Here is a 26,266-nt window from a genome sequence, read left to right on the forward strand (position 1 = left end):
TTCCTTCCAAAGGATTTCCATGGCCTCCTATCAATTCATCGACCGTCCGTCGCCGTTCAATACCAGCGGTGGCAAAACCCTGCCGATCTTCGCGGTAACGCCGGCCCATATCGATATCGGCGCCATCGATCCGATTGCGCTCGATTGGGCCCGCAAGGCAGGCTTCAAGGCAGAGCCCGGCGCTGTCCTGTTGATCCCATCCGAGGATGGCCATCTTGGCGGCGCACTGTTCGGGCTTGGGGCTAATCCATCCGAAGCACCGTTCCTGACGGGTAAGCTGGCACGGACATTGCCGGCCGGGAAATGGCATATCGAAACTGCGCCGCTGACGGCAAACCGGTTAGCGTTGGGTTACGGCCTCGGCTCCTACAGCTTCGACCGCTACAAGGCGGCGATCAAGGAAGCGCCGACCCTGATGATCCCGGCCGATGCCGATGCCGCCGATATCAAACGGCAGCTCGCAGGCATCTTCCTCGCCCGCGACCTGATCAACACGCCGACCAACGACATGGGGCCAAATGCGCTGGAAGACGTGTTCCGGGCGTTGGGAGACCACTACAAGGCCAAGGTCGCCGTCGTCTCCGGCGACGATCTGCTCAAGCAGAATTTCCCGCTGATCCACACTGTCGGCCGCGCCAGCGCCGAGGCACCGCGCCTGCTTGAACTGCGCTGGGGCAAGAAGGGTCACCGTAAGGTGACGTTGGTCGGCAAGGGGGTCTGCTTCGACACCGGTGGTCTTGACATCAAACCGGCCGCCTCCATGCTGCTGATGAAGAAGGACATGGGCGGCGCTGCCAATGTCATGGGCCTCGCCCTGATGATCATGGATGCCAAGCTGAAGGTCGATCTACGCGTGCTGGTGCCGGTGGTCGAGAATTCGATCTCTGCCAATGCGTTCCGTCCAGGCGATATCTACCGCAGCCGCAAGGGCCTGACGGTGCAGATCGACAATACCGACGCCGAGGGCCGGCTGATCCTTGCGGATGCGTTGGCTTACGCAGATGAGGAGGAAACCGATCTTTTGATCGACATGGCGACGCTGACGGGTGCTGCCCGTGTTGCTCTTGGTCCGGACCTGCCGCCGTTCTACACCGACGACGAGGATCTGGCCCACGATCTGACGGAATCGAGCCTGACGGTCGATGATCCGATGTGGCGCATGCCGCTCTACAAGGGTTACGAGAAGGACATTTCGGCCCGTATAGCCGACCTCACCAACGCCCCTTCAGGCGGCATGGCCGGGTCGATCACTGCGGCCTTGTTCCTCAAGCGCTTCGTCACCAATGCGAAAAGCTGGGCGCATTTCGACATCTTCGGCTGGGCACCGGCAGAGCGTCCGCATTCGCCTCTCGGTGGCGAGGCGCAAGCCATCCGGGCGCTGTATCATCTGATTGCGAACAGGAAGAAGTAACCTGCACGCAGCTTGAAAAGAACATGCCCCTGTTCGCGTGAACAGGGGCATGTTTCCAACAACAGTCCGAGGGCCTCGGTTCTATTCGTTGATCAGCCGCTTCAACAGCTCGATCTCATGCGACAGCTTGGTATCGCCGGTGATCAAGTCTTCGATCTTGCGCACGGCATGCAAAACCGTGGTGTGATCGCGCCCGCCAAAACGGCGGCCGATTTCCGGGAAGGAGCGGGGGGTCAGGGTCTTTGCCAGATACATGGCGATCTGGCGCGGCTTGACGATGACGCGGGTGCGGCGGTTGGACACCAGTTCCTGGCGCGATACATTGTAGTGCTTGGCAACCACACGCTGGATGTCTTCGATGCGTACCCGGCGTGGTTCGCCGGCATTGACCAGGTGGCCGAGCAATTCATCGACGCGTTCGATCGACAGGGTCGGCTCAAACGACAGGCGGAAGAGTAGTTGATTGAAGGCGCCTTCGAGCTCGCGGCCGCTGGCCGTGATGTTGCGCGCGACATGGCTCAGGATATTGGCGGGAATGTCGAGCGAGGAATCGTCCAGACGGGCGACTTCGAGGCGGCGCTTGAGAATTTCGAGACGCATCTCGTAATCCGGCCCGTCCATCTCGATGGCGACGCCCCCCTGCAGACGCGAACGGACGCGCGGATCGAGCGATTCCAGTTCCCAAGGTGCGCGGTCGGCAGCAACGACGACTTGCTTGGCGCTATCGAGCAGCATGTTGAGGAGGTGGCAGAATTCGTGCTGGATCGACTTACCCTGCAGGAACTGCATGTCGTCGATGACCAGGAGATCGATGTTGCGCAGCGTTTCCTTCAAGGAGAGCGCATCATTGTCGCGAATGGCTGTTGCAAAACGCCACATGAAATATTCCGCCGTCAGATAGACGACGCGGGGCGCGCGGGCGCTCTGGATCGCTGCGGTGGCGATCGCCTGCAAAAGGTGGGTCTTGCCGAGGCCGACCGTCGAATGAATGAACAGCGGGTTGAAACGCACAGCGCCAGCGCCAGCTTCGGCGATTGTCTTGGCGGCGGCAAGGGCAACGCGGTTCGAGGAGCCTTCGACAAAACTCTCGAATGTGTAGCGTGAATCCAGTGGCGAACCGAACAACGGACCTGCAACCGGCTGCATCTTCTGCAAATTGCCGACTGTGTTGGCAGCATGATGGGCAAGCGACTGCGGCGCTGAACGGCGCGAAGACGCGGGCGTTGCCGTATCGCTGTGGTTTGCCTGCGGTGCATCATCCTGCAGGCCCGGACGAACGGCGCGGGTTGCGCTGCGAACGACGATTTCCACCTTCAGGATCTCGGCATCTTCCAGCTGGAAGATGGTGGTGATCTGGTCGAGGTAACGGTTGTTGATCCAGGATTTCAGAAAGGTCGTCGGAACGGAAAGCCGCACGACGCTTTTGGAAACGGACTGCAACTTCAGCCGGCCAAACCAGCTGGCAAAAACATCAGGACCGACCTGGGCCTTCAAACGCGCACTGACCCGTTCGAAAAGTGCGCTCTGTATCATGTCGCCCTTTTCCCCCGTCGTCCCGTCAGATTGTTTTACCGAAATCTGACGTGCATTCTCCCCATTTTCAAACACGATCGCCGCCGTCACCGAATTACCAAGCATATTGCCGCCTTCCAATATCATTCCGCGACGCCGACATTGCTGTCGGCGTCAGCCTTTATGTCTGTCTCGTGCGGCCCTCTTCCAAGGCATGCCGCTCAATTCAAACGCTCTCCGTACAATTAAGAGGAATCCTCATCCTCCTCTCAGCATACGGTTTCGTGCAAAATTCGTTTGGCAGAGCCAAACGCATGTCCCGCTTGCACATTTCATTCCAGGGTCCGGTCAGGCCTCGTGTCCTTTCCAGATCCGTCTATGTCCTAACCGGCCCTCCCGACCCTCGTTAAAAGAAGAGCAGGCCAGTTTGCCGACAATGCGTCCTCATCCGCATATCGGCCACCATTCCATTACCGCGCAGCAAAACCCGCGATGTAAAAGTCCGGCGTATCAGGCAGCCCCATTCACAATCAGAAGTCACAGAGTGTCATTCCGGGCAAACAAATTGCACAGCCAAAAACGCTCTGTTCTGATTGATGGAACGTTGTGGAACCACCCCGTTACAAAAGGCTTAAGTGAAATTGCAACGCCTGTTGAAAGGCTGCTTTCTCATCTTGTCCACAGGTTTGTCCCGCGCCTTCTGTGAGGGCATTTAGGCAGGATCGTGGCACAAGATCAATCGCGATTTTTAACACTTGGAAAGGCTCGGGCGTTGACTCTCATAGCGTGTCCTGCATGGACGGTGGCCCGGCAGAAGAGAATCGCTTTTGAATCAAGGGCTTTGAATTTCGGACTAGAACTTAGCTGGCGAAAAACAAGAAAAATAAAAAATTTCTTGACTCGTTTGGAGCCTTAAAAGGCCCGGCCAAGAGGCGGGTGAGTCTGAGTGTCCTCCCGCAACCATTTGATTTTACTTAAAAATCTCTGTCATTGCGGTGACACAATAACTTGCACAAGGATTAACCATCATCGTGCCGGGAAGTATGAATCTGAAAAGCCCGGTCATAGACCGGGCTAAATCATTGACGATATTTTAATAAGCCGGCTTAAGCCGAAATCGACTTTACGCGGCTCGCAAGACGCGAAACCTTGCGCGATGCCGTATTGGCATGCAGCACGCCCTTAGTGGCGGCGCGCATCAGTTCCGGCTGGGCTGCCTTCAGGGCTGCCTGGGCAAGAACCTGGTCGCCGGAAGCGATGGCTTCTTCAACCTTGCGGATGAAGCCGCGAACGCGCGAACGGCGGGACTTGTTGACTTCCGTGCGGCGGGCGATTTTGCGGGTCGCTTTTTTCGCCGAAGTTGTATTGGCCATTTGGTGTCTCTCTTCGAAATCTGACAAAAACTCTCTACCGTCGTGCCGGGTCACTGCGACCTGTCGTCCAAGCAAGTAGGGAGCAATATCGGAAAACCTTGGAGCGGCTTTCCAAACTGTGGGCGGCATATAGCCTTAAACACTGCGTGCGTCAACGCGATATTTTCGAAAACACGGCCGGTGGAACTCCCGGCCGGGTCCGCTATTTCTGGCATTTCGGGCAATAGAAGCTCGATCGGCCCGCCTGAACGACACGGGCGACGGTTCCGCCGCACCCCGGCGTCCGGCAAGGTTCGCCTTCGCGATCGTAGACCGAGAACGAATGCTGGAAATAACCGAGCGTGCCATCCGTCTGGATATGGTCGCGCAACGACGATCCGCCGGCAGCAATGGCATCGGCAATGACCGCCCGGATGGCCTCGGTCAGCAGCACAAGGTTAGCCTTGGGCCGGCCCTTGGCATCCACCAGTGTCCCTGCGGCCCGCAGCGGCGACAGGCCGGAGCGCCACAGCGCCTCGCAGACATAGATATTGCCAAGGCCGGCAATGTTCTTCTGGTCGAGCAGCGCCGATTTCAGCGGCTGCGCCTTGCCGGCAAACCGTGCGGCGAGATAGGCGGCATCGAGCACATTGCCGGTCGGTTCTTCGCCAAGATCGCGGAAAAAGGCGTGGTTGCTCAGCACTTCACGCCGGGCAAGGTCCATGAAGCCGAACCGGCGCGGGTCGTTATAGATGACGCGGGCCGGGCCTTTTGCCCCCTCCAGATGGAAAACGACATGATCGTGCTTTTCGCTTTTGCCACGCGGATGATGGAAGTCGCCTGGCGTCTCGGACAGCGGACCGTCTTCCACCCTAAAAGAGCCTGACATGCCGAGATGGGCGATGATCACGTCGCCACCCTCAAGGTCGATCAGGAGATATTTCGCCCGCCGTCCGAGCGAGACGATCCGCCTGCCTGAGACGAGCGTCGCGAAATCGGCAGGGAAGGGGAAGCGCAGATCCGGACGGCGCAGTTCGGCCCGCACCAAGAGCGCGCCTTCCATTGCGGGCGTCAGGCCCCGCCTCACCGTTTCCACTTCGGGAAGTTCCGGCATTCCTATCTCCTAACCATCCGCCAACCGACCGGGGTCATTTGGCAATTCCATTCGCAGCGCACATATCCTATAGCAGGCCGGTTCCTATAGCGGGTCAGCCTTAACCACGGGCGCGAATGCCGCAGGCCGCTATCTGCCGCAGAGATAGCGTGGATGAAGCGAATTCGCTATGGTTGGCGCAACAGCGATTGAATGGAGTAGGCCTTGATGACTGGTGAGCGCACCTCTGCCGATGGCGGCATGGAAACCTCCTACGGGTTTCGCCAGGTTGGTCAGGGCGAGAAACAGGCACTTGTCAACGATGTCTTCCACAAGGTTGCCAAGCGCTATGATATCATGAACGATGTGATGTCCATGGGGCTGCACCGCGCCTGGAAGGATGCGATGATCGCCTCGCTCAATCCGCGCCGCTCCGAGGACTACAAGGTTCTCGACGTTGCCGGCGGCACCGGCGACATTGCCTTCTGCATCGTCGAGGCATCCGATCGCAAGGCGCATGCAACCGTTCTCGATATCAACGGCTCGATGCTCGGCGTCGGTGCCGAGCGCGCCGAAAAGAAGGGCCTGTCGCCCAATCTGACGTTTGTTGAGGCTAATGCCGAGGAACTGCCGTTCGAGGCCAATTCCTTCGACGCCTATACGATCGCCTTCGGCATTCGCAACGTGCCGCGCATCGACGTGGCCCTCACTGAAGCCTACCGCGTCCTCAAGCGCGGCGGACGCCTGCTGGTGCTGGAGTTCTCCGAAGTCGAGATGCCGCTGCTCGACAAGGTCTACGATGCCTGGTCGTTCAACGCGATCCCGAAATTCGGCCGGATGGTCACCGGCGAGGCCGAGCCCTACCAGTATCTGGTGGAATCGATCCGCAAGTTTCCCAATCAGCGCGATTTCGCTGCCATGATCACCAAGGCCGGCTTCTCGCGTGTCACCTATACCAATTACACCGCCGGCATTGCCGCGCTGCATTCCGGCTGGAAGATCTGACGCATGATATCCATTCTCGTGAAGCGCTCTGACGGGCTGCCCCGGCGCGGCGGCCAGCCGCTATGAGCACGCCAGGAGCCTATCTTCGCCTCATCCGCATCGGCTGGGTACTGGTCCGCGAAGGCGTCATCTCGGCACTGCCTTCGGAAGACCTGCCGGCATTGCCGAAGGCCGCGCAGTCCTTCGCCGGTCTTTTCGCGCGCCGCCGTGCCAGAAATGAGGATCGCAGCGACCGGCTGGCCCGGGCGATCGAACGGCTTGGTCCATCCTACGTGAAGATCGGCCAGTTCCTCGCCACCCGTCCGGATGTCGTCGGCGCTGATTTTGCCGAAGATCTGTCCTTCCTGCAGGATCGCATGGCGACGTTTCCTGTGGAGGAAGCGCGCGCCGCTATCGAGAGTTCGCTCGGCCGTCCGGTCGCCGAACTCTATACTCATTTTGGCGACCCGATCGCCGCCGCTTCCATTGCGCAGGTACATCCGGCCACGGTGCTGAAGGATGGCGCCGAACACAAGGTCGCCGTCAAGGTCATCCGCCCCGGCGTTCGCCAGCGCTTTGCCCATGATCTGGAAGCTATGTTCCTCGTTGCCGGGCTGCAGGAGCGTTTCCTGCCCAATAGCCGCCGCCTGCGGCCGGTCGAGGTGACGAAGACACTGGAGCAGACCACCAAGATCGAGATGGATCTGCGGCTTGAAGCCGCCGCCCTGTCAGAACTCGGCGAAAATTCCGCCGATGATCCGGGCTTCCGGGTGCCGAAGGTCGACTGGGAACGCACCGGCCGCGACGTCGTGACGATGGAGTGGATCGACGGCACCAAGATGTCGGATGTCGAGGGCCTGCGCGCCGCCGGCCACGATCTCGATGCACTGGCCGATACGCTGATCCAGTCCTTCCTGCGCCATACCCTGCGTGACGGCTTCTTCCATGCCGACATGCACCAGGGCAATCTATTCGTCGATCCGCAGGGCATGATCGTTGCCGTCGATTTCGGTATCGTCGGCCGGCTCGGCAAGAAGGAGCGCCGCTTCCTTGCCGAAATCCTCTATGGCTTCATCACCCGCGATTACCGCCGCGTCGCCGACGTGCATTTCGAAGCGGGCTATGTGCCGTCCCATCACGATGTCGCAAGTTTTGCGCAGGCCATCCGCGCCATCGGCGAGCCGATCCATGGCCAGCCGGCCGAAACCATCTCGATGGCCAAGCTGCTGACGTTGTTGTTCGAGGTCACCCAGCTGTTCGACATGGAGACTAGGCCTGAACTGGTCATGCTGCAGAAAACCATGGTCGTCGTCGAAGGTGTCGCCCGCACGCTCAATCCGCGCTTCAACATGTGGAAGGCGTCAGAGCCGGTCGTTGGCGCCTGGATCCGCGACAATCTTGGCCCCAAGCGCATTCTGGGAGACGTCAAGGAAGCTTTTCACGCGGCCGTCAGGCTTGCCGAGGCAGCACCCGAGATCGCCGCCAAGACGGAGAAGTTTTCGCGCGAGATCACGGCCATGGCCGAGAACGGTATGCGTTTCGACGCCCAGACCGCCGAAGCCATCGGCCGCGCCGAGGCGCGTCACAGCCGTTCGGGCCGTGCGGCGCTTTGGGTGATCGCACTCACACTGGTCGTTATCGCATGGCGGGTTTTTTGAGCTTGCCTTCGCCGCCACGTTCGTTCAATTTCAGGACATGAACAGCGTGGCCAACACCCTTATTGTGACCTGCACGGACCTTTCGGGGTGCGCGGGATCGGTGCTGGGCTAAAAGCGCTTTCATCCTGTGGACCCTGCCGAGGCAGGTAGGGTCGCAAGCTTCTCACCTCCTCGCATTCGAAGACGAGGATCGTCATGAAGCAAACAGAAAACCCCGCCGTTTTACCCTCGAACAGTGAACTGCTCATCCGGGCTTCTCGCCCCGGCGATTATGAACAGATGGCCGCCATGTTGAACCAGCCGGGTGTGCGGCGGGGAACGCTGCGGCTGCCTCATACGCGACCAGAGGACGTTCGCTCGTGGTTGGAGAAGCCGTCAGACGGCGGGCTTCAGCTAGTGGCGGAACGGAACGGCGTCATCCTGGGGGCAGCCGGGCTCCATCGTCAGGCGGGAAGGCGGCATCACGTGGCGATGCTCGGCATGAGCGTCCACGACGCCTACCAACGGCAGGGCATCGGCAAGACATTGTTGCGTGAGCTGATCGATGCGGCGGATAACTGGCTGAACATCACCCGCATCGAACTCACCGTCTTTACAGACAATACCGGAGCGATCGCGCTTTACGAGACCGCTGGCTTCGTCACCGAGGGCGTTCATAAGGCTTACGCGTTTCGCGACGGAGCGTTTGCCGATGTGCTCGCGATGGCCCGGATCAAGACATCGGCCGGTTGACGCCTTGTTCCGTCGGGAACTGCCGCGTTGTTTTCAGTATGCGATTGTCCCTCTCAAGGATGAGGTGGCCTCATCCAGCCAAGAGGAGAGACCACCATGCGCGCACTGATCATCGCTTCCATCGTTGCCGTCAGCGCGGCTCTTTCCTTCGCAGCCCGTCGCAGGCTGGCGGTTATTATGGCGGCTCCAATGACGGCTATTATGGCGGTGGTTACAGTCAGGCCGATCACTACTACGGCCACAGGCGCCAGCACTACAAAAAGCGCTATTACGAGCCGAATTGCTGGATCAAGAAAATCCGCAAATACGACCATTACGGCAATCTGGTCGTCAGGCGCATCCGGGTCTGCGACTGAGGCCGCCTTCCCGCAGATGTTGCCATCGACGAAACCGGCGGTTCGCCCCGCCGGTTTTTCGTCTGTAAAATCCATTGCATTGTGGTTGGCATGGAAACATTGCGAAACGAAAAACGGGAAGATTACAGAGATTTCATGCTGTTGGACTTCATTATGGCGTAGTTTCAATCTAGCTGTCGCGGGAATGACGGCCAATGCCCGAATGAAGCCGAAAGAGATGTGAATGGCGGACGCCACCCGGAAAATTGCCCCTGCAGTCGAAGAACAGGATGCCGTCGCCGCGCAGCCGCTGCCGGTGCGCAGCAAGCGTGGACGCACGCGCAGGCGCTGGCTCATCCTTCCCGCCCTGATCCTTGCCGCCGCCGGCTGGTACGGCTGGTCGGTCTACGGCAAGGAGGAGGCGGCACAGGCCGTTGTTACCGAGGCGCCGGTGCGCGGCGATATCGAAAACAGCGTCACGGCATCCGGTCTGTTGAGCCCGATCAAGGATGTCGATGTCGGCGCCCAGGTGTCCGGCCAGCTGAAGAGCCTCAAGGTCGAGATCGGTGATAGCGTCAAGGAAGGCCAGTTGATCGCCGAGATCGACAGTGCCTCCATCGAAACGCAGATCGAGATCGCCGAGGCAGAACTTGCCAATCTCGAGGCGCAGATGATCGACAAATCGGCGCAGGTCGTTCTGGCCAATGCCACCCTGACGCGCCAGAGCGCCCTTGTTGCGGGCAACAGTGCCGCCCAGTCGGCGCTCGACGAGGCGGTGGCGGCCCTTGCCGCAGCCGAGGCCAATGTCGATTCATTGAAGGCGCAGGTCCGCAAGCAGCAGGCAACACTCAAGGATGCCCGCATCAGCCTTGGCTATACCAAGATTTATGCGCCACTGACGGGAACGATCATCAATACCTCGGCCAAGGAAGGCCAGACGCTGAATGCCAACCAGACGGCACCAACGATCGTCACCATCGGCAATCTCTCGACCATGACGGTCGAAGCCCAGGTGTCCGAGGCCGATGTCGGCAAGCTCAAAGTCGGCATGAACGCCTATTTCACCCTGCTCGGTCAGCCTGGCAAGCGTTATCCCGGCACGCTGCGCCAGATCAAGCCGACGCCCGCGACCGAAAACAATGTCGTGCTCTATTACGCCCTGTTCGACGTGCCCAATCCGGATGGCGCACTGATGATGAACATGACGGCGCAGGTGTTTTTCGTCGAGTCGGCGGCGAAGGACGTGCTGACAGTTCCGGTCGCCGCTGTTCATTTCGGCAAGGATGGCACGTCCGGCGAAGTGACCGTTGTGGCCGCCTCCGGTGCTCATGAAGCCCGTCAGGTCGAGACCGGCATCCGCAATCGCGTCCGCATCGAGATCAAGCAGGGCCTTGGCGAAAAAGACACCATCGTCGTCAGCGCAGGTTCCGGTGACAAGGCATCGTCTGGTCGGGGCAATTCGCGGCGCGGCATGCCGCCGATGTTCTGAGGGCACACCCGATGACCCCGCTCATTTCGCTCAAGGATATCCGCAAGACCTTCGTCAATGGCGACGTGGCCGTCGAGGTGCTGCGCGGCGTCTCGCTGGATATCCAGCCGGGCGAATTCGTCGCCATCGTCGGCGCGTCCGGTTCGGGCAAGTCGACGATGATGAACATCCTCGGCTGTCTCGATACGCCGACGGGCGGCGCGTACCTGCTCGACGGCGAGGACGTCTCGGACTTGAACGCCGACGAGCTTGCGGCCCGCCGCCGCCAGATGTTCGGCTTCGTCTTCCAGAGTTACAATCTGGTGGCGACCGCAACGGCGCAGGAAAATGTCGAAATCCCTGCCATCTATGCAGGGATGCCGTCACGGGAGCGGGAGGAGCGGGCCAGCATGCTTTTGCGCTCGCTGCGTCTCGGCGACCGCCTCGATCACCTGCCCAACCAGCTGTCCGGCGGCCAGCAGCAGCGTGTGTCGATTGCGCGCGCGCTGATGAACGGCGGCCAGATCATTCTGGCGGACGAGCCGACGGGCGCGCTCGATAGCCAGAGCGGCAAGGAAGTGATGGCGACGCTGCGGCAGATGAACGAGGACGGCCATACCGTCATCATCATCACCCACGCGCCTGAACTGGCCGAATCCGCCGACCGCGTCATCGAGATCAGCGATGGCCTGATCGTTGCCGACCGTATCCCCGGCAATATCAGGCGGATCGGCCGCACCAAGCCTCCTCTTGCCGCCAAGAGCGTCGGCAGGGCCGCTATTATCACCGATGTAGCCGAAGCCGTCCGCATGTCGTTCCGGGCACTTCGGGCCAATCTGTTTCGCACCATCCTGACTTTGCTTGGCATCGTCATCGGCGTCAGTTCCGTCGTAGCGATGCTTGCGATCGGCACAGGCGCGCAGGATTCCGTGCTGAGCCGCATTGCCGCGATGGGCTCCGATCTGCTGGTCGTGCGGCCCAACATGTCGAATTTCCGCGGCGGCGAGGGGGGCAGCATCGTCTCCTTGATCCCGTCCGATGCCGATGCCATTCTGGAGCTACCCAATATCAGCTTCGCGGTGCCGGAAATGTCGAGCACACTGACGGTGCGTGCCGGTAACTTGGATACCCAGACGACGGTCAACGGCACGGTGCCGCAGTTCCCGGAGGCCAAATCCTGGACTGTCGAGGATGGCGCCTTCCTCGAAAAGACCGACATGGATGCCTATGCGAGCGTCGCCGTTCTGGGCCGGACTGTTGCCGATGCGCTGTTTCCCGACGGTGCCGATCCGCTCGGCCAGTATATTTTGATCAAGAACATCCCCTTCCAGGTCATCGGTGTGATGTCGAAGAAGGGCGCCAGCGCCGGCGGCAACGATCAGGACGATACGGTTCTGGTGCCGCTGTCGACGGGCAACCTGCGCCTGTTCGGGGCGAGGAACGTCCGCTCGATCACCGTGCAGGTGAAGGATGGCAGCGCCATCAACGTGACGCAGGATCAGATCCAGGCTCTGCTGGACGAGCGCCACAAGCGCCAGGATACGCAGATCATCAACATGGCTGCGATCCGCGAGACCTTCACCGAAACCTCGAACATTCTGAAAGTCTTCCTCGGCTCGATCGCTGCCATCTCGCTGCTCGTCGGTGGCATCGGCGTGATGAACATCATGCTGGTCTCCGTCACCGAGCGTACCCGCGAGATCGGTATTCGGATGGCGACCGGCGCGCGCGGCCGCGACATCCTCACCCAGTTCATCGTCGAGGCGCTGGTGGTTTCCGCGCTCGGCGGCCTGATCGGGGTGGGGTTGGGTCTCGGCATCGGTGCGGTGGCCCAAGCTTTCGGCGTCGCCGTCAGCTTTGCCCCCGGCCCTGTGATCCTCGCCTTTGGCAGCGCCTTCCTCACCGGGTTGATCTTCGGCTATCTGCCCGCCTACAACGCCTCGCGTCTGCAGCCCGCTGTGGCGCTAGCCTCCACCTAAGTAGCATGCCGCACCGTCACCGGTTGACGCCGCCTACCTGATCGTTTCCACTGGTGCAAACGCACGAGGAGGAAACCATGTCCGACACAGATCGTTTCATGACCCAGGCCATCGCCCTTGCCCGTGACAATGTCCGCAAGGGCGGGCGGCCTTTTGGTGCCGTGCTGGTGATCGACGGAGAGGTGGTAGCAACGGGCGTCAATGGCGTGCTGGAGACACATGATCCAACCGCCCATGCCGAGCTGTTCGCGGTGCGTTCGGCGGCCATCAAGCGCGGCACGGCCACGCTCAAAGGTGCTTCCGTCTATGCCAGCGGCCATCCATGCCCGATGTGCCTCGCAGCCATGCGGCTTGCCGGCATTACCGATATTTCCTACGCCTATTCGAACGAGGACGGTGCGGCCTATGGGCTGACATCGGCGCCGCTCTACGCCGATCTGCGCAAACCGTTTGCCGAGCAACAGATGACATTTTCCTACCGTCCGGTGCGGCCGGAAGGAGAGGTGGACATCTATGAGTTTTGGCGGGAAATGCAGCAGGGCTGAGCCAGCACGTTTTGATCGGCGGTTGATCCAGCCAGAGGGGTGAGATGCAAAACTATCTGTTGCGTGTATGGGCATCGCTGTCACTGCCGGGCTTGCTGATCGGCGCCCTGTTCTTCGCGGTGTCGCTGACGCCAAGCCTCATCCCACGGCCCTACGTGCTGCAGGGCGTGCTGTCCGGTTGTTCGCTGGCCGCCGGATATGGTCTTGGCGTGTTCGGCCGCTGGCTCTGGCACTATCTGGAGCTTCCTTCCCTTCCGCCAAGGATAGAGCGCTTCGTCAAGACTTTGGCTGTTGTCGGATGTGCTGCAATAGCGATCGCATTCCTCTGGCAGGCCGCCCGCTGGCAAAACTCTGTCCGCAGCCTGATGGGGCTCGATCCGGTCGAGACCGCCGAGCCATTGAAGCTCGCGTTGATTGCCCTGCTCATTTTCGCCGTCGTGATCGCGCTTGCCCGCCTGTTCGGGATGACATTCGCCCTTTTGTCGCGCAAGTTCGAGCACGTTACCCCGAGACCCATCGCCCGGCTGCTGGGTGTTCTTCTGGCTCTCACCCTGTTCTGGTCAGTCGCCGATGGCCTGCTGCTCAAGGCCGGTCTGAGGCTTGCCGATTCATCCTTCCGCGAGCTGGACGCCTTGATTGACAGCGATCTGGCACCTCCAGCAGGCCCGCTGAAGACCGGCAGCGCTGCATCGCTTGTCTCCTGGCACGACCTGGGATTTCGCGGCCGTGAATTCGTCACCTCCGGCCCGACGGCCGAAAAGATCGGCGCTTTCCTGCACCAGCCTGCGCAGGAGCCGATCCGCGTCTATGTCGGCCTGAATGCGGCGGAAACGGCGAAGGAGAGGGCGGCACTGGCGCTCGCCGAGCTCAAACGGACCGGCGCCTTCGAGCGCACGACGCTGATCGTCGTTGTTCCGACCGGCACCGGCTGGGTCGATCCGGCGGCGATGGATACGGTCGAATATCTGCACAAGGGAGATGTGGCGAGCGTCGCCCTGCAATATTCCTATCTCACCAGCTGGCTGTCGCTGCTGGTCGAGCCGAGCTATGGCGCAGAGGCCGGAGAAGCACTGTTCAAGGCGGTCTATGGCTACTGGACGACACTGCCGAAGGACAAACGCCCGAAACTCTATCTGCATGGCCTCAGCCTCGGTGCGCTGAACTCCGAGCGCTCGGCCGACCTCTTCGATGTGATCGGCGATCCCTTTCAAGGCGCTCTCTGGAGCGGCCCGCCCTTCGAAAGCACTGGGTGGAAATCGGTCACCGCTGGCCGCGAGCCAGAATCTCCGGCCTGGCTGCCACGCTTCCGTGATAGCTCCGTCATCCGCTTGACGGCACAGAAGAATGCGCTGGATGTTCCCGGAGCAAAATGGGGGCCGATGCGGATCGTCTATCTGCAATATGCCAGCGATCCCGTGACCTTTTTCGATCCGCATTCCTTCTACCGCGAGCCGGACTGGATGAAGCAGCCGCGTGGTCCCGATGTCTCGCCTTACCTCGCCTGGTATCCGGTCGTCACCATGCTGCAGCTGGCGCTCGATATGGCGATGGCGACGACATCGCCGATGGGTTACGGCCATGTCTATGCGCCGGAACATTATATCGATGCGTGGGTGGCTGTGACCGATCCCCAAGGGTTGGCGCCCGGTGATATAGGGCGCCTGAAGGAAATGGTTTCGAAGCGGGATTGAGGAGCCGGCGGCAGCGATGCCGCCGGCTATTGGATGTCAGGCGCTGCGCACGGGTGCGAGCAGCCTCAGTGCATTGATCGTCACCAGCACGGTAGCACCGGTATCGGCCAAGATCGCCGGCCACAGTCCGGTAATGCCGGCGATGGTCGTCACCAGGAACACCGCCTTTAGACCCAGCGCGATGGTGATGTTCTGGTGGATATTGCCCATCGTGCGTTTCGACAGGTCGATCATCTGGGCAACGTCGCCGACCCGGCCGTGAAGCACGGCGGCATCGGCGGTTTCCAGCGCCACGTCGGTGCCGCCGCCCATGGCGATACCGATATCGGCGGCTGCCAGTGCCGGTGCATCATTGATCCCATCGCCGACCTTGGCGACGATAAAGCCCTGCTGCTTCATCTCGCCGACGATCCGCTGCTTGTCTTCGGGCATCAGTTCGGCGCGGACCTCGATGCCGAGCTGCTTGCCGATCGCAGTGGCCGTGCGTTTGTTGTCGCCGGTCAGCATGACGATCTTTATGCCGGCGTCTGTCAGTGCTTTCAGGCCGGATTTTGCATCCGCACGCGGCTCGTCACGCATGGCGATCGCACCGGCCAGCGTGTCGCCGATGATCAGGACCGAGACGGTCTTGCCGTCGTCGTTCAGCGCGATGATGGCCGCTGTCTGTTCCGCCGACAGCGGAATACGGTCACCGGCCGCTTGTGGCGAGCCAAGGAACACGGCCTTGCCGTTGACCGTCGCCGTCACGCCCTTGCCGCCGAGCGCCTTGGCATCGGAGACTGAGGGAATAGCCACCTTGTCGTCTGCGGCCCGGTCAAGAATCGCCTTGGCCAGTGGATGGCTCGATCCGGTTTCAAGAGCCGCTGCAAAGGTCAGCACGTCCGCTTCGGAATGACCAAAGGCGAGGATATCGGTGACCTTGGGCTTGCCTTCGGTGAGCGTCCCGGTCTTGTCCAGCGCAACGGCAGTGATGGAACCCAAGGTTTCCAGCACGGCGCCGCCCTTCAACAGCAGGCCGCGCCGGGCACCGGCGGACAGCGAAGCCGCGATGGCGGCAGGCGTCGAGATCACCAGAGCGCATGGGCAACCAATCAGCAGGATGGCCAAGCCCTTGTAAATCCATTCGTCCCACACACCGGCGAAAAACAGCGGTGGAATGATCGCCACCAGTGCGGCGACAAGGACGACGGCTGGCGTGTAATAGCGCGAGAACCGGTCGATGAAACGCTCGGTCGGCGCCTTGGACTCCTGCGCTTCCTCGACCAGCTTGATGACACGGGAAATCGTGTTGTCGGCGGCCGTTGCCGTCACCTGGACACGTAAAGCGGCATCGCCGTTGATCGTGCCGGCAAAGACCTTTTCATCGACGCCCTTGCGCACTGGCGTGCTTTCGCCGGTCACCGGGGCTTCATCGATAGCGCTTTCGCCAGACAGGATCAGACCATCCGCCGAGATGCGGTCGCCGGGGCGAATGAGAATGGTGGCGCCGACGGCAAGGCTTTCAGCCGGAACCGAACGCGTTTGGCCGTTTTCCTCAAGCAGCGCCTCCTTCGGCACCAGTTCGGCCAGGGACTGAATGCTCTGGCGCGCCTTCCCGGCGGCAACACCTTCGAGAAGCTCGCCGACAAGGAACAGGAAGACCACGGCGGCGGCCTCTTCTCCGGCATCGATAAAGACCGCGCCGATGGCGGCGATTGTCATCAGCATCTCGATGGAAAACGGCGTGCCGGCCAGCGCCGCCATAATGGCGCGCCGGGCGATCGGGATGAGCCCGATCAACATGGCAATGATGAAGGCATAGGATGCGATCGACGGCACGAGATGGCCGACGGCATAGGCAATGACTAGCGCCGCACCTGAGAAAATGGTCAGCTTGCCCTTCTTGCTGGCCCACCAAGGGCCAACCGTGGGACGGCTTTCCTGTCCGTGGAGACCTTCGATTGCCGCTGGGGCCGCAGGTTTCGAATGATCGTGCCCGGCATGGCTGGCATGATCATGTCCACTGTGATCGTGATCCGCATGATCATGGCCATCGTGCTTGCTATGATCGGCGTGGTCGTGTCCGGCATGGCTGTGATCGCCGTGGTCATGGCCGCAGCTGGGTTGTTTGAGTTCGGTGACCGGAGCCGCCTTGCCTGCCAGCTGCGACACCGAATACCCAAGGCCGGTGACTTTCTTGGCGATTGCCGTGAGGTCGCTGACCGCATCGTGCTTCACTGTCATTGTGCCTGCCGTCACCGAAACCGAAACATCCGTGACGCCCGGCATGCGCCGGACTGCGGTATCGATCTTTGATGCACAAGAGGCGCAATCCATGCCCTCCACGCGGTATCGTGTCTGTGTCGCCTCTGCCATTGTCCGCTTCCTGTATGCGTGCTTGTCAAACTCTGGCATCTTTCCTACATCCTCTAGCGACTAGAGGTGCAAGAGGAAAATCGATGAAAAACATCAGTATTGGCGAGGCTGCGCGCAAAAGTGGCGTCAAGGTGCCGACCATCCGCTATTACGAGGGTATCGGCCTGCTGCGGGAGCCGAGCCGCAGTGAAGGCAACCAGCGTTCCTACGAACAATCCGATCTCAATCGCCTGACTTTCATCCGCCACGCCCGCGAACTCGGTTTCGAAGTGGAAGCGATTCGCACGCTTCTGAGCCTGCAGGATAATCCTCTCCAGCCTTGCGCCACAGCCGATGCGATTGCCAAGGCCCGGCTTATCGAGGTGGAGCAGCGTATCCGCAGCCTGATGGCGCTGAAGGCGGAACTGGAAATGATGGTGGAAGGCTGCGGCCACGGCCGGGTCGATCAATGCCGGGTGATCGAAGTGCTGGCCGATCATGCCCAATGCACACATCACGGTCATTGAGACGGGTAATCGCTGATCATCCCACAGAAAGAAATATTTCCGATTTCTTGGAACTTTTCGATCTTTCGCGGGTTTGATGTCTTATCGATAGACGTATCCATCCAATTTTGCGCATCCGGAAAATATACATGCCCGAACGGTCCCGCCGAGCCCAGTTGCGCGAAAGTACGTCGCAAGCCCATGCCTCGCTCGACCGGATGGTTGGCTCGTTCGATAATCTCGACGACTACAGACAGTACCTGCGCGGAGTTTCGACGTTCCGTGAGGCAGTTGAGCGCAAGCTGGTCTCAACAGTCTGGCCGGAGCAATGTGACGGCTGGCAGGCAGAATTGTTTTCAAACCTCATCGCCGATGATCTGCGCGACCTGGATGTAAAGCCGCAATTGCCGGTGGATGCGCCCGACCTGGAACAGAGCCCCGAGGTGCTCCTCGGCATGCTTTACGTGCTGGAAGGGTCAGCGCTCGGCGCTCGCGTCCTTTACAAGCGTGCACAGAGCCTCGGCTTCGACGCCGATTTCGGTGCCCGGCATCTCGCCGTACAATCCCGCCGCAGCGATCGTTGGCCTGCTTTTCTCGCCCTGCTCGAAAATGCCGATTCCATCGACATGGAGCGGGTGGCCAATGCCTCGCGGGCAACATTTCAGACAGCCGAACAGGCATTTCGTCAGGCATCCCATGAACAAGCATGACATCAACGCGGCTGAGCCGGTCAATCTGACCAATTGCGACCGTGAACCGATCCATCTCCCCGGCAGCATCCAGCCGCATGGTTGCCTGATCGCGTGCGATGCGCGGGCTGCAACGGTTCTTCGGCATTCTGCCAATACCGGCACCCTGCTGGGTGTTTCCGGCGATATCAATGGTTTGCCGCTGGAGCAGCTGCTTGGCGCCGAAGCAACGCACACATTGCGCAATGCGCTTGCGACGCTGCGTGACGGCGTCCGTCCGGCCCTGTTGTCCGGGCTGACGGTGCCGGGTGGTGTCTTCGATGTCTCGATCCACATCTTCCGCTCGACCGTCATCATCGAGTTCGAACCGGCTTCACCCGGCCAGCCGTTGCAGCTTGCCCGTGGTCTGATCGGCCGCATCAGCGATATCGGCGACATCGAACCCCTGGTACGCCAGGCGGCACGGCTGATCCGTGGCATGTTGGAATATGACCGTGTGATGATCTATCGCTTCGAGCAGGATGGATCCGGAAAGGTTGCAGCAGAAGCCAAGCGCGGGGATCTGGAGAGCTTTCTCGGCCAGTATTTCCCGGCCAACGATATCCCCCAGCAGGCCCGCATCCTCTATCTGAAAAATACCATTCGCATTATCGGTGACGCCAGCGGCGAGCGGGTCGGGCTTGTGCCGGTGTTCGACGCATCGGGCGAGGCGCTGGACCTGTCGTTGGCGCACCTGCGCAGCGTGTCGCCGATCCACTGCGAATATCTGCGCAATATGGGGGTCGCAGCCTCCATGTCGATTTCGATCATCGTCGATGGCGCCCTCTGGGGCCTGATTGCCTGTCACCATTACCAGCCCCGTACCCTGTCGATGGCCGAGCGGGTCGCTGCCGAAATGTTTGGCGAGTTTTTCTCGCTGCACCTGACTTCACTGAGGCAGAAATCGAGGCTTGCCACCGCCACCCGCGCCCGCGCCTCGCTCGATCGTTTCCTGCGCCTGGCCTCGCATCACGCCGATATCGGCCAGTTGCTGACGGAAAACCTGCCGGATTTCAATGCACTTGTGCCATGTGACGGGATCGGGCTCTGGATGAACGGTGTCTGGACGTCGTTTGGTTCGGTGCCCCCGGCTGCCGCCATTGCAGCACTTTCGCGCCACATCGGCACACTTGCCGAGACCCGCGTTTGGGCCACACACGCCTTGTCGCAGAGCATGCCGGAAGCGGAGGATTTTTGCGCGCAGGCGGCCGGCGTGCTCGCCATACCTCTGGCACAGACAAGACGGGATTATATGTTCTTCTTCCGCAAGGAGCTGGTGCAGACGCTGAATTGGGCCGGCAATCCGGATAAGACCTATACGGCGGGTCCTTTGGGTGACCGGCTGACACCGCGCCAGAGTTTTGCCATCTGGAAGCAGACCGTGCATCAGCAGGCGCAACCGTGGACGGAAGCGGACCGGGAAATCGCCGAAGTCACGCGGGCAGCCCTGGTCGAAGTCGGTCTGCGCCACAGCGAACTGATGGCGGAAGAGCGCAGCCGCGCCGATGTGCGCCAGCGCATGCTCAATGAGGAGCTGAACCATCGGGTCAAAAACATCCTGGCTCTGATCAAGTCACTGGTCGGCCAGCCGATACAGGAGGGCCGGGCGTTGACCGATTATGTTGCCTCGTTGAAGGGCCGTATCCAGGCACTGTCTTTCGCCCACGATCAGGTGGTGCGCGGTGATGGCGGCGGGCCGCTGACGGACCTGCTGAACGCGGAGCTATCACCCTACCGGCAACCGGCCATAGCGATCGCCGTCAATGGCCCGCCGGTCCTACTCAATTCCCGCGCCTTCTCGGTCATGGCACTTGTCCTGCATGAACTATCCACGAACGCAGCCAAATACGGTGCTCTGTCGCGGCCCGGTGGCCGGCTGGACGTGTCATGGTCACTGACGGTGCACGGTGACTGCGAAATCATCTGGCGGGAAACCGGTGGTCCTCTCGTGTCTCCACCCTCCCGCACCGGCTTTGGCACCGCGCTTATTGATCGCAGCGTGCCCTATGACCTCGATGGCCACAGTGAAGTCTCCTATGCGCGCGAAGGTGTGGTGGCCCGGTTCCTGTTGCCGGCAAAGCATATTTCCCTGGCTGAACAGCCGTCGCACGCGGCAGCCGGCCAAGTCGCTGACAAGGAGCCGTCTAAGGGAATGCTGGCCGCAGATCTCAAGGTCATGCTGGTCGAGGACCAGATGCTGATCGCGCTCGATGTCGAAGGCATGCTTGGTGATCACGGCGTGTTGGATGTCATGACCTCTGCCTCCGCCGATGATGCACTGAGCAGGCTTGTGGACTACACGCCGGATGTGGCGATCCTTGATGTCAATCTCGGTGCCGGGACCTCTCTTGCCGTGGCGCGCGAACTGGTTGGGCGGGGCATTCCGTTCCTGTTTGCCACCGGCTACGGAAACAGCGAAATGATCCCCCCTGATTTTTCCTGGGTACCGGTCATTCGCAAACCGTATGACAGCACGTCGCTGATCACCACGATTGTGGGGCTTCTGGAGAGCAGGGACGGCCGGTGATCCGCTTGGATGCCGATGGCCTGATTGCCTCCCACCGGCCGGTCGGATAGGGTCCAGCCGAAAGGGCAGGGCGCAACGGCCCGCCGAAACCGGAATTCGTCATGACGCTTCAGGCAAAACGCATCCTCCTCATCATTTCCGGCGGTATCGCGGCCTATAAGAGCCTCGATCTGATCCGCCGCCTGCGGGAGCGCGGCGCCTCCGTGCGGCCGGTGATGACGGCGGGAGCACAGGCTTTCGTGACGCCGCTCGCTGTTGGTGCACTCGCTGCCGACAAGGTGTTCACCGAGCTTTTTTCCCGTGAGGACGAACAGGATGTCGGCCATATCCGCCTTGCCCGCGATTGCGACCTGATCGTTATTGCGCCTGCCACCGCCGATCTGATGGCGAAGATGGCGAACGGCCTGGCCGACGATCTGGCCTCGACCATTCTTTTGGCGACGGACAGGCCGGTGCTTGTCGCACCGGCGATGAACCCGAAAATGTGGTCGCATGCCGCCACCCGCCGCAACCACGCGACGCTTATTGCTGACGGTATCCGCTTCATCGGGCCCTCCTCTGGAGAAATGGCTGAAAGTGGCGAAAAAGGCGAGGGCCGGATGGCTGAGCCCTTGGAGATCGCCGCCGCAGCCGAGGCATTGCTTGATACAGGCCCGAAACCTCTGGCGGGCAAAAAAGCCATTGTCACATCCGGACCGACGCATGAGCCGATTGATCCGGTGCGCTATATCGCCAACCGCTCATCCGGCAAGCAGGGTCATGCCATCGCCGCCGAACTTGCCCGGCTCGGCGCCGATGTGACGCTGATCTCCGGGCCGGTGACGATCGCCGATCCGAAGGGCGTGAAGGTTATCCATGTCGAGCGGGCGGAAGAGATGCGCGACTCTGTGATCGCGGCATTGCCGGCCGATATCGCCGTGATGGTCGCGGCCGTCGCCGATTGGCGGGTCGCCAGCGCTTCCGGCAACAAGATCAAGAAGCAGCCCGGCGAAGCGCCACCGCCCCTGCTACTCACCGAAAATCCGGATATCCTGAAAACCATCGGCCATCACGCCAAGCGGCCGAAACTGGTGGTCGGCTTTGCTGCGGAAACGCAGAATGTCGCCGAAAACGGCCGCTCGAAGCTGGAACGCAAGGGCGCTGACTACATTCTCGCCAATGATGTTTCACCCCATACGGGCATCATGGGCGGTGACCGCAATACGGTGAAGGTGATTGGCAAGTCGGGCGACGAGGACTGGCCGGAAATGGACAAGCAGGCCGTTGCCGAGCGGCTCGGCACACTGATCGCCTCACATTTTTCCTGAGGACACCCGTTCCATCCGGGCCGTATCCGGGGCGGCACCTGCAGTTCCGAACAGCCGTACGTCGACGCCGTTCTCACCAACGATGACAGCGGTTCCGTCGGGGATTTCCACCCAGGCATTGTCGTCGTCGTTCAGCGGTTCGGAAACGAGGCAATAGCCGCCGCTCGGCCCCATCGGTGCCGCATAAAGCGTTGGGGCCTTCCAGTCGGACGCATAGCGCACGGCATAGAGATTGTGACCATCGGAAAGAGCGGCAGTAAAGCGCACCAGAACCTTGCGCTCCAGATGCTCGGCCAACCGTTCAACGAAAGCCAGGGTTTCGGCAGTCGCCCCCAGCGGGTCTTGCTCAAGACCGAATTGCAGCGCCAGCAGAAACAAAAGCTCGCTATCAGTCGAGCCGGTACGGGCCGTGTAGAGGTCGTTGTCGAGCATCGCCTCCATCGGTCGGCGCAGATGCTCGAAGTCGCCGATCTGGCCGTTGTGCATGAAGGACCAGCGGCCGTGCACGAAGGGATGGCAATTGTCGCGCCGTGTGCCGCCGCCGGTCGCAGCCCGCACATGGGCGAGAAACAGCGGCGAGCGGATCTGCCGGGCAATGCTCTTCAGATTGCAGTCCGACCAGGCGGGCAGGATATCGCGGTAACGGCCGGGTTCCGGATGATCGCCGTACCAGGCAATACCAAAGCCGTCACCGTTGGTCGCCGTCTTGGCGCGGGTGGCGCAATGGGATTGCTCGATCAGCGAGTGGGCCGGCGACGACACCAGTTCTTCCAGATAGAGCGGCTCTCCGCGATAGGCTGCCCAGCGGCACATGCAGGATACTCCGGATCGCGGGGATAGCCCGCCTTGATGGTTCGTTAACCATGATATTGCCCGATCATCCGGCCGAACATGGTAAAAATGCGTTAACGAACAGGATCATTTGCGAATCTTGCTGTTCAATCTACCATTTTTGGGTGCTGGGGCTGTTTCTTCAGGAACGTCGTCCGGGAAACCAGTCCAACCGCCGCCGGAATATGCTGTGTGGCCAGGGGAAATGCAAAACGGCAAGAAAAATGCAGATGTGGAATGTCTGTTCTATTCTTGCGGGGAATCTTTGCATAAGGTCCTGGCGACAGAGCAATCGCAGGAAGAGACCCGGATACAATGGCCGAAACCGAAAACAGCATCGCCATTCCGCAGGATTTCGACGGGCTCAAGACGATCATCCTGGAGCGTAAGGCCCAGTTGCCGAAGCGGCTTCGCCAGGTGGCAGCTTACGCGCTCGATAATCCTGACGAAATCGCCTTCGGTACTGCGGCCAGCATCGCCACATCAGCGGATGTCCAGCCTTCGACGCTTGTGCGCTTTGCCCAGCATTTTGGTTTCGAAGGGTTTTCCAGCCTGCAGCAGATCTTTCGCGCGCGGTTGCGCGAGCGAACGCCGGGTTATGACGAACGCCTCAAGGCGCTGAGCGGCAACGATCACAGCAAGCTGGAAAGCGGCTCCATCTTCAACGGGTTCGTGGCTGCCGCCCATCGCTCGCTGCACAATATCGCCAGCTCCGTCGAGCCCGAGGCGTTCGAGCGCGCCGTCAACATTCTGGCCGGTGCCGAAACCATCTATCTGGTCGCCAAGCGGCGGTCCTATCCGATCTCCGGTTACATGGCCTATGCCTTCGGCAAGCTGAAGGTCAAATACCAGATGGTCGGCACGGCAGCTGGGATCGATGACGATATTCTGGCAATGGCCGGCCCGAAGGATGCGGCGTTTGCTGTCAGTTTCTCGCCTTATGCGTCCGAAAGCGTCAATCAGGCCAAGCTGCTTGCCAATCGCAAGGTGCCTGTCGTGTCACTAACCGATTCGGCCTTCTCGCCGCTGGCAGAATCCTCGAAGGTCTGGTTTGAACTGGTCGAGGCCGATCACGCCGGGTTTCGCTCGCTCTCGGCCAGCATGGCTTTCGCCATGGCCTTGACGGTTGCGGTAGCGGAAAAAAGGCGGCGGGTCAGCGAAGATCATTTAATAGAATGAAAATTCCACATTGACTAAACGGCGGAATTTATGTTTCATAAAGGCGACACCCCACCAGCCAATAAAAATGTCGGCGCGACGCAAGCGTCCGCCGGGAGGAAGCAGTGAGCCAGATCAACGGGACGCAGGCGGACAAGCCACTTGACCTTATCACCATCGGCCGCGCCTCGGTCGATCTTTACGGCCAGCAGATCGGAACCCGGCTCGAAGACGTCGCCAGCTTCGCCAAATCCGTTGGTGGCTGCCCCACCAATATCTCCGTCGGCACCGCACGGCTTGGCCTGAAATCAGCACTTCTGACCCGCGTCGGCAAGGAGCAGATGGGCCGTTTCATCCGCGAGCAGCTTGAGCGCGAGGGTGTCGAGACCAAGGGTATCGTGACTGACCCTGAGCGGCTGACGGCACTGGCTATCCTTGCTGTCGAAAGCGATCATTCCTTCCCGCTGTTGTTCTACCGCGACAACTGTGCCGACAGCGCGCTCTGTGAAGACGACATCTCCGAAGACTTCATTCGTTCTGCCCGCGCTATCCTGGTGACCGGCACGCATTTCGCCAAGCCGCACACCGATGCCGCCCAGCGCAAGGCGATCCGCATTGCCAAGGCAAGCGGCGCGAAGGTGGTCTTCGATATCGATTATCGCCCGAACCTCTGGGGCCTTGCCGGCCATGACGCCGGTGACAACCGCTATATCGCTTCCGAAAAGGTATCGGCACACCTGAAGACGGTGTTGGCCGATTGCGACCTGATCGTCGGCACGGAAGAGGAAGTGCTGATCGCGTCCGGCGATAGCGATCTTTTGGCAGCGCTGAAAACCATCCGCGCCAATTCCAAGGCGACGATCGTGCTGAAGCGCGGCCCGATGGGCTGCATCGTCTATGACGGCGCGATCTCCGATGATCTCGAAGACGGCATCATCGGCAAGGGCTTCCCGATCGAAGTCTACAACGTGCTCGGTGCCGGCGACGCTTTCATGTCCGGCTTCCTGCGCGGCTGGCTGAAGGGCGAGCCGCATGCGACGTCGGCCACCTGGGCCAATGCCTGCGGTGCGTTTGCCGTGTCGCGCCTTCTCTGTGCGCCGGAAATTCCGACCTGGACCGAACTGCAGTTTTTCCTCGAAAACGGCAGCACGGAAAAGGCGCTGCGCAAGGACGAGGCGATCAACCACGTTCACTGGGCGACCACCCGCCGCCGCGAAATCCCGCAACTGATGGCGCTTGCCATCGATCACCGCAGCCAGCTGGAAGATCTGGCCGGTGGCGACGCCGAGCTTCTGGCGCGCATCCCTGCCTTCAAGGTTCTCGCTGTCAAGGCCGCCGAGCGCATCGCCAACGGCCGCCCCGGTTTCGGCATGCTGATCGACGACAAGTATGGCCGCGATGCGCTTTATGCCGTCAACAAGAACTTCTGGATCGGCAAGCCGATCGAGCTGCCAGGTTCGCGGCCGCTGCAGTTCGAGTTCAGCCAGGATCTCGGTAGCCGGCTCATCGAATGGCCCGTCGATCACTGCATCAAAGTTTTGAGCTTCTTCCACCCGGACGATCCGGCCGAGATGAAGGCGACCCAGATCGCCAAGCTCCGCTCTGCTTTCGAGGCTGCTCGCAAGGTCGGCCGCGAGATCCTGATCGAGATCATCGCCGGCAAGCATGGCACGCTCGATGACAATACGATCCCGCGTGCGCTCAACGAACTCTACGATGCCGGCCTGAAGCCGGACTGGTGGAAACTTGAGCCGCAGGCAAGCCGTGCCGCCTGGGCCGCCATCGATGCCGTCATCGAGAAACGCGACCCACTCTGCCGCGGTGTTGTTTTGTTGGGCCTGGAAGCACCATATGAGGCGCTGAAAGAAGGCTTTGCCGCAGCGCGTACGTCAAAAACCGTCAAGGGCTTTGCTGTCGGCCGGACGATCTTTGCCGAGGCCAGCAAGGCTTGGCTGGCTGGCGAGATCGACGACGAACAGGCGATCGCTGACATGGCCGGCAGGTTCGAGGCTCTGGTCAACCTCTGGCTGGGGTTGGCGGAAACAAAGGCGGCTTGATCGGGTGGTGGTGAGTTTACCTCCCCCTTGAGGGGGGAGGTCGCAGCGTAGCTGCGGG

The 26,266-nt window shown here is 60.8% G+C and carries 20 protein-coding genes; 14 read left to right on the forward strand and 6 right to left on the reverse strand.

Translation table 11 applies throughout. The annotated features are described in order from the left end of the window. The first annotated feature begins 19 nt into the window (after nt 1–19). Nucleotides 20–1,411: a leucyl aminopeptidase family protein gene (locus ACQY8Q_RS13730; RefSeq protein ID WP_428427079.1), complete on the forward strand. Its 1,392-nt coding sequence runs from the start codon at nt 20–22 to the stop codon at nt 1,409–1,411. An 81-nt stretch (nt 1,412–1,492) separates the two neighbouring features. Here ACQY8Q_RS13730 and dnaA read toward each other — a convergent pair whose 3' ends face one another. From dnaA to mutM, 3 genes are all read right to left on the reverse strand, one after another. After that, entirely contained in the window at nt 1,493–2,944 is a 1,452-nt protein-coding gene (gene dnaA / locus ACQY8Q_RS13735) for a chromosomal replication initiator protein DnaA (RefSeq protein WP_428427080.1), read from the reverse strand. 1,085 nt (nt 2,945–4,029) lie between these two features. Beyond that, a complete protein-coding gene (rpsT, locus tag ACQY8Q_RS13740) occupies nt 4,030–4,296 on the reverse strand; it encodes a 30S ribosomal protein S20 (RefSeq protein ID WP_113246161.1) in 267 nt (88 codons plus the stop codon). 202 nt (nt 4,297–4,498) lie between these two features. After that, nucleotides 4,499–5,389, reverse strand: a complete 891-nt coding sequence (mutM, locus tag ACQY8Q_RS13745) for a bifunctional DNA-formamidopyrimidine glycosylase/DNA-(apurinic or apyrimidinic site) lyase (protein ID WP_428427081.1) — start codon at nt 5,387–5,389, stop codon at nt 4,499–4,501. A 207-nt stretch (nt 5,390–5,596) separates the two neighbouring features. Between mutM and ubiE the strand changes: the two genes are divergently transcribed. From ubiE to ACQY8Q_RS13760, 3 genes are all read left to right on the forward strand, one after another. Continuing rightward, nucleotides 5,597–6,373, forward strand: a complete 777-nt coding sequence (ubiE, locus tag ACQY8Q_RS13750; protein WP_428427082.1) for a bifunctional demethylmenaquinone methyltransferase/2-methoxy-6-polyprenyl-1,4-benzoquinol methylase UbiE — start codon at nt 5,597–5,599, stop codon at nt 6,371–6,373. Between the two features lie 62 nt (nt 6,374–6,435). After that, nucleotides 6,436–8,010, forward strand: a complete 1,575-nt coding sequence (ubiB, locus tag ACQY8Q_RS13755) for a 2-polyprenylphenol 6-hydroxylase (RefSeq protein WP_428427083.1) — start codon at nt 6,436–6,438, stop codon at nt 8,008–8,010. Nucleotides 8,011–8,205: 195 nt separating this feature from the next. Next, entirely contained in the window at nt 8,206–8,742 is a 537-nt protein-coding gene (locus tag ACQY8Q_RS13760; protein WP_428427084.1) for a GNAT family N-acetyltransferase, read from the forward strand. Between the two features lie 53 nt (nt 8,743–8,795). On the opposite strand, the gene ACQY8Q_RS13765 is transcribed toward ACQY8Q_RS13760, so the two are convergent. Then, nucleotides 8,796–9,266, reverse strand: coding sequence for a hypothetical protein (locus tag ACQY8Q_RS13765; protein WP_428427085.1), 471 nt, complete (start codon nt 9,264–9,266; stop codon nt 8,796–8,798). 55 nt (nt 9,267–9,321) lie between these two features. Between ACQY8Q_RS13765 and ACQY8Q_RS13770 the strand changes: the two genes are divergently transcribed. From ACQY8Q_RS13770 to ACQY8Q_RS13785, 4 genes are all read left to right on the forward strand, one after another. After that, nucleotides 9,322–10,566: an efflux RND transporter periplasmic adaptor subunit gene (locus ACQY8Q_RS13770; RefSeq protein ID WP_428427086.1), complete on the forward strand. Its 1,245-nt coding sequence runs from the start codon at nt 9,322–9,324 to the stop codon at nt 10,564–10,566. 11 nt (nt 10,567–10,577) lie between these two features. Then, nucleotides 10,578–12,524, forward strand: coding sequence for a MacB family efflux pump subunit (locus ACQY8Q_RS13775; protein WP_428427087.1), 1,947 nt, complete (start codon nt 10,578–10,580; stop codon nt 12,522–12,524). Nucleotides 12,525–12,601: 77 nt separating this feature from the next. Further along, a complete protein-coding gene (locus ACQY8Q_RS13780; protein ID WP_428427088.1) occupies nt 12,602–13,069 on the forward strand; it encodes a nucleoside deaminase in 468 nt (155 codons plus the stop codon). Nucleotides 13,070–13,113: 44 nt separating this feature from the next. Then, entirely contained in the window at nt 13,114–14,760 is a 1,647-nt protein-coding gene (locus ACQY8Q_RS13785; RefSeq protein WP_428427089.1) for an alpha/beta hydrolase, read from the forward strand. A gap of 36 nt (nt 14,761–14,796) precedes the next feature. Here the strand turns inward: ACQY8Q_RS13785 and ACQY8Q_RS13790 are convergent, their stop codons facing one another. Next, nucleotides 14,797–17,115, reverse strand: a complete 2,319-nt coding sequence (locus ACQY8Q_RS13790; protein ID WP_428427090.1) for a heavy metal translocating P-type ATPase — start codon at nt 17,113–17,115, stop codon at nt 14,797–14,799. A gap of 83 nt (nt 17,116–17,198) precedes the next feature. On the opposite strand from ACQY8Q_RS13790, the gene ACQY8Q_RS13795 reads away from it, so the two are divergent. The 4 genes from ACQY8Q_RS13795 to coaBC all read left to right on the forward strand — a co-directional run bounded on the left by ACQY8Q_RS13795 (nt 17,199) and on the right by coaBC (nt 22,162). Further along, entirely contained in the window at nt 17,199–17,621 is a 423-nt protein-coding gene (locus tag ACQY8Q_RS13795; protein ID WP_428427091.1) for a MerR family transcriptional regulator, read from the forward strand. A gap of 128 nt (nt 17,622–17,749) precedes the next feature. Beyond that, nucleotides 17,750–18,310 carry a biliverdin-producing heme oxygenase gene (locus ACQY8Q_RS13800; protein WP_428427092.1) on the forward strand — a complete coding sequence of 187 codons (561 nt, stop codon included), beginning with the start codon at nt 17,750–17,752 and terminating at the stop codon, nt 18,308–18,310. Then, complete coding sequence (locus tag ACQY8Q_RS13805) at nt 18,297–20,855, forward strand: HWE histidine kinase domain-containing protein (protein ID WP_428427093.1); 2,559 nt, start codon at nt 18,297–18,299, stop codon at nt 20,853–20,855. Before ACQY8Q_RS13800 ends, ACQY8Q_RS13805 begins: the two co-directional genes overlap by 14 nt. A 101-nt stretch (nt 20,856–20,956) precedes the next feature. Continuing rightward, nucleotides 20,957–22,162, forward strand: a complete 1,206-nt coding sequence (gene coaBC / locus ACQY8Q_RS13810; RefSeq protein ID WP_428427094.1) for a bifunctional phosphopantothenoylcysteine decarboxylase/phosphopantothenate--cysteine ligase CoaBC — start codon at nt 20,957–20,959, stop codon at nt 22,160–22,162. Here the strand turns inward: coaBC and ACQY8Q_RS13815 are convergent. Then, entirely contained in the window at nt 22,148–22,975 is an 828-nt protein-coding gene (locus ACQY8Q_RS13815) for a class II glutamine amidotransferase (RefSeq protein ID WP_428427095.1), read from the reverse strand. The genes coaBC and ACQY8Q_RS13815 overlap by 15 nt on opposite strands. A 333-nt stretch (nt 22,976–23,308) precedes the next feature. On the opposite strand from ACQY8Q_RS13815, the gene ACQY8Q_RS13820 reads away from it, so the two are divergent. Next, nucleotides 23,309–24,172 (forward strand): MurR/RpiR family transcriptional regulator, encoded by an 864-nt coding sequence (locus tag ACQY8Q_RS13820; RefSeq protein ID WP_428427096.1) that lies wholly within the window; start codon nt 23,309–23,311, stop codon nt 24,170–24,172. Between the two features lie 104 nt (nt 24,173–24,276). After that, nucleotides 24,277–26,208, forward strand: coding sequence for a bifunctional 5-dehydro-2-deoxygluconokinase/5-dehydro-2-deoxyphosphogluconate aldolase (locus ACQY8Q_RS13825; RefSeq protein WP_428427097.1), 1,932 nt, complete (start codon nt 24,277–24,279; stop codon nt 26,206–26,208). Nucleotides 26,209–26,266: the final 58 nt, after the last annotated feature.

This window comes from Pararhizobium sp. (genome assembly GCF_965279435.1).
In the GTDB taxonomy this organism is placed as follows: domain Bacteria; phylum Pseudomonadota; class Alphaproteobacteria; order Rhizobiales; family Rhizobiaceae; genus Pararhizobium.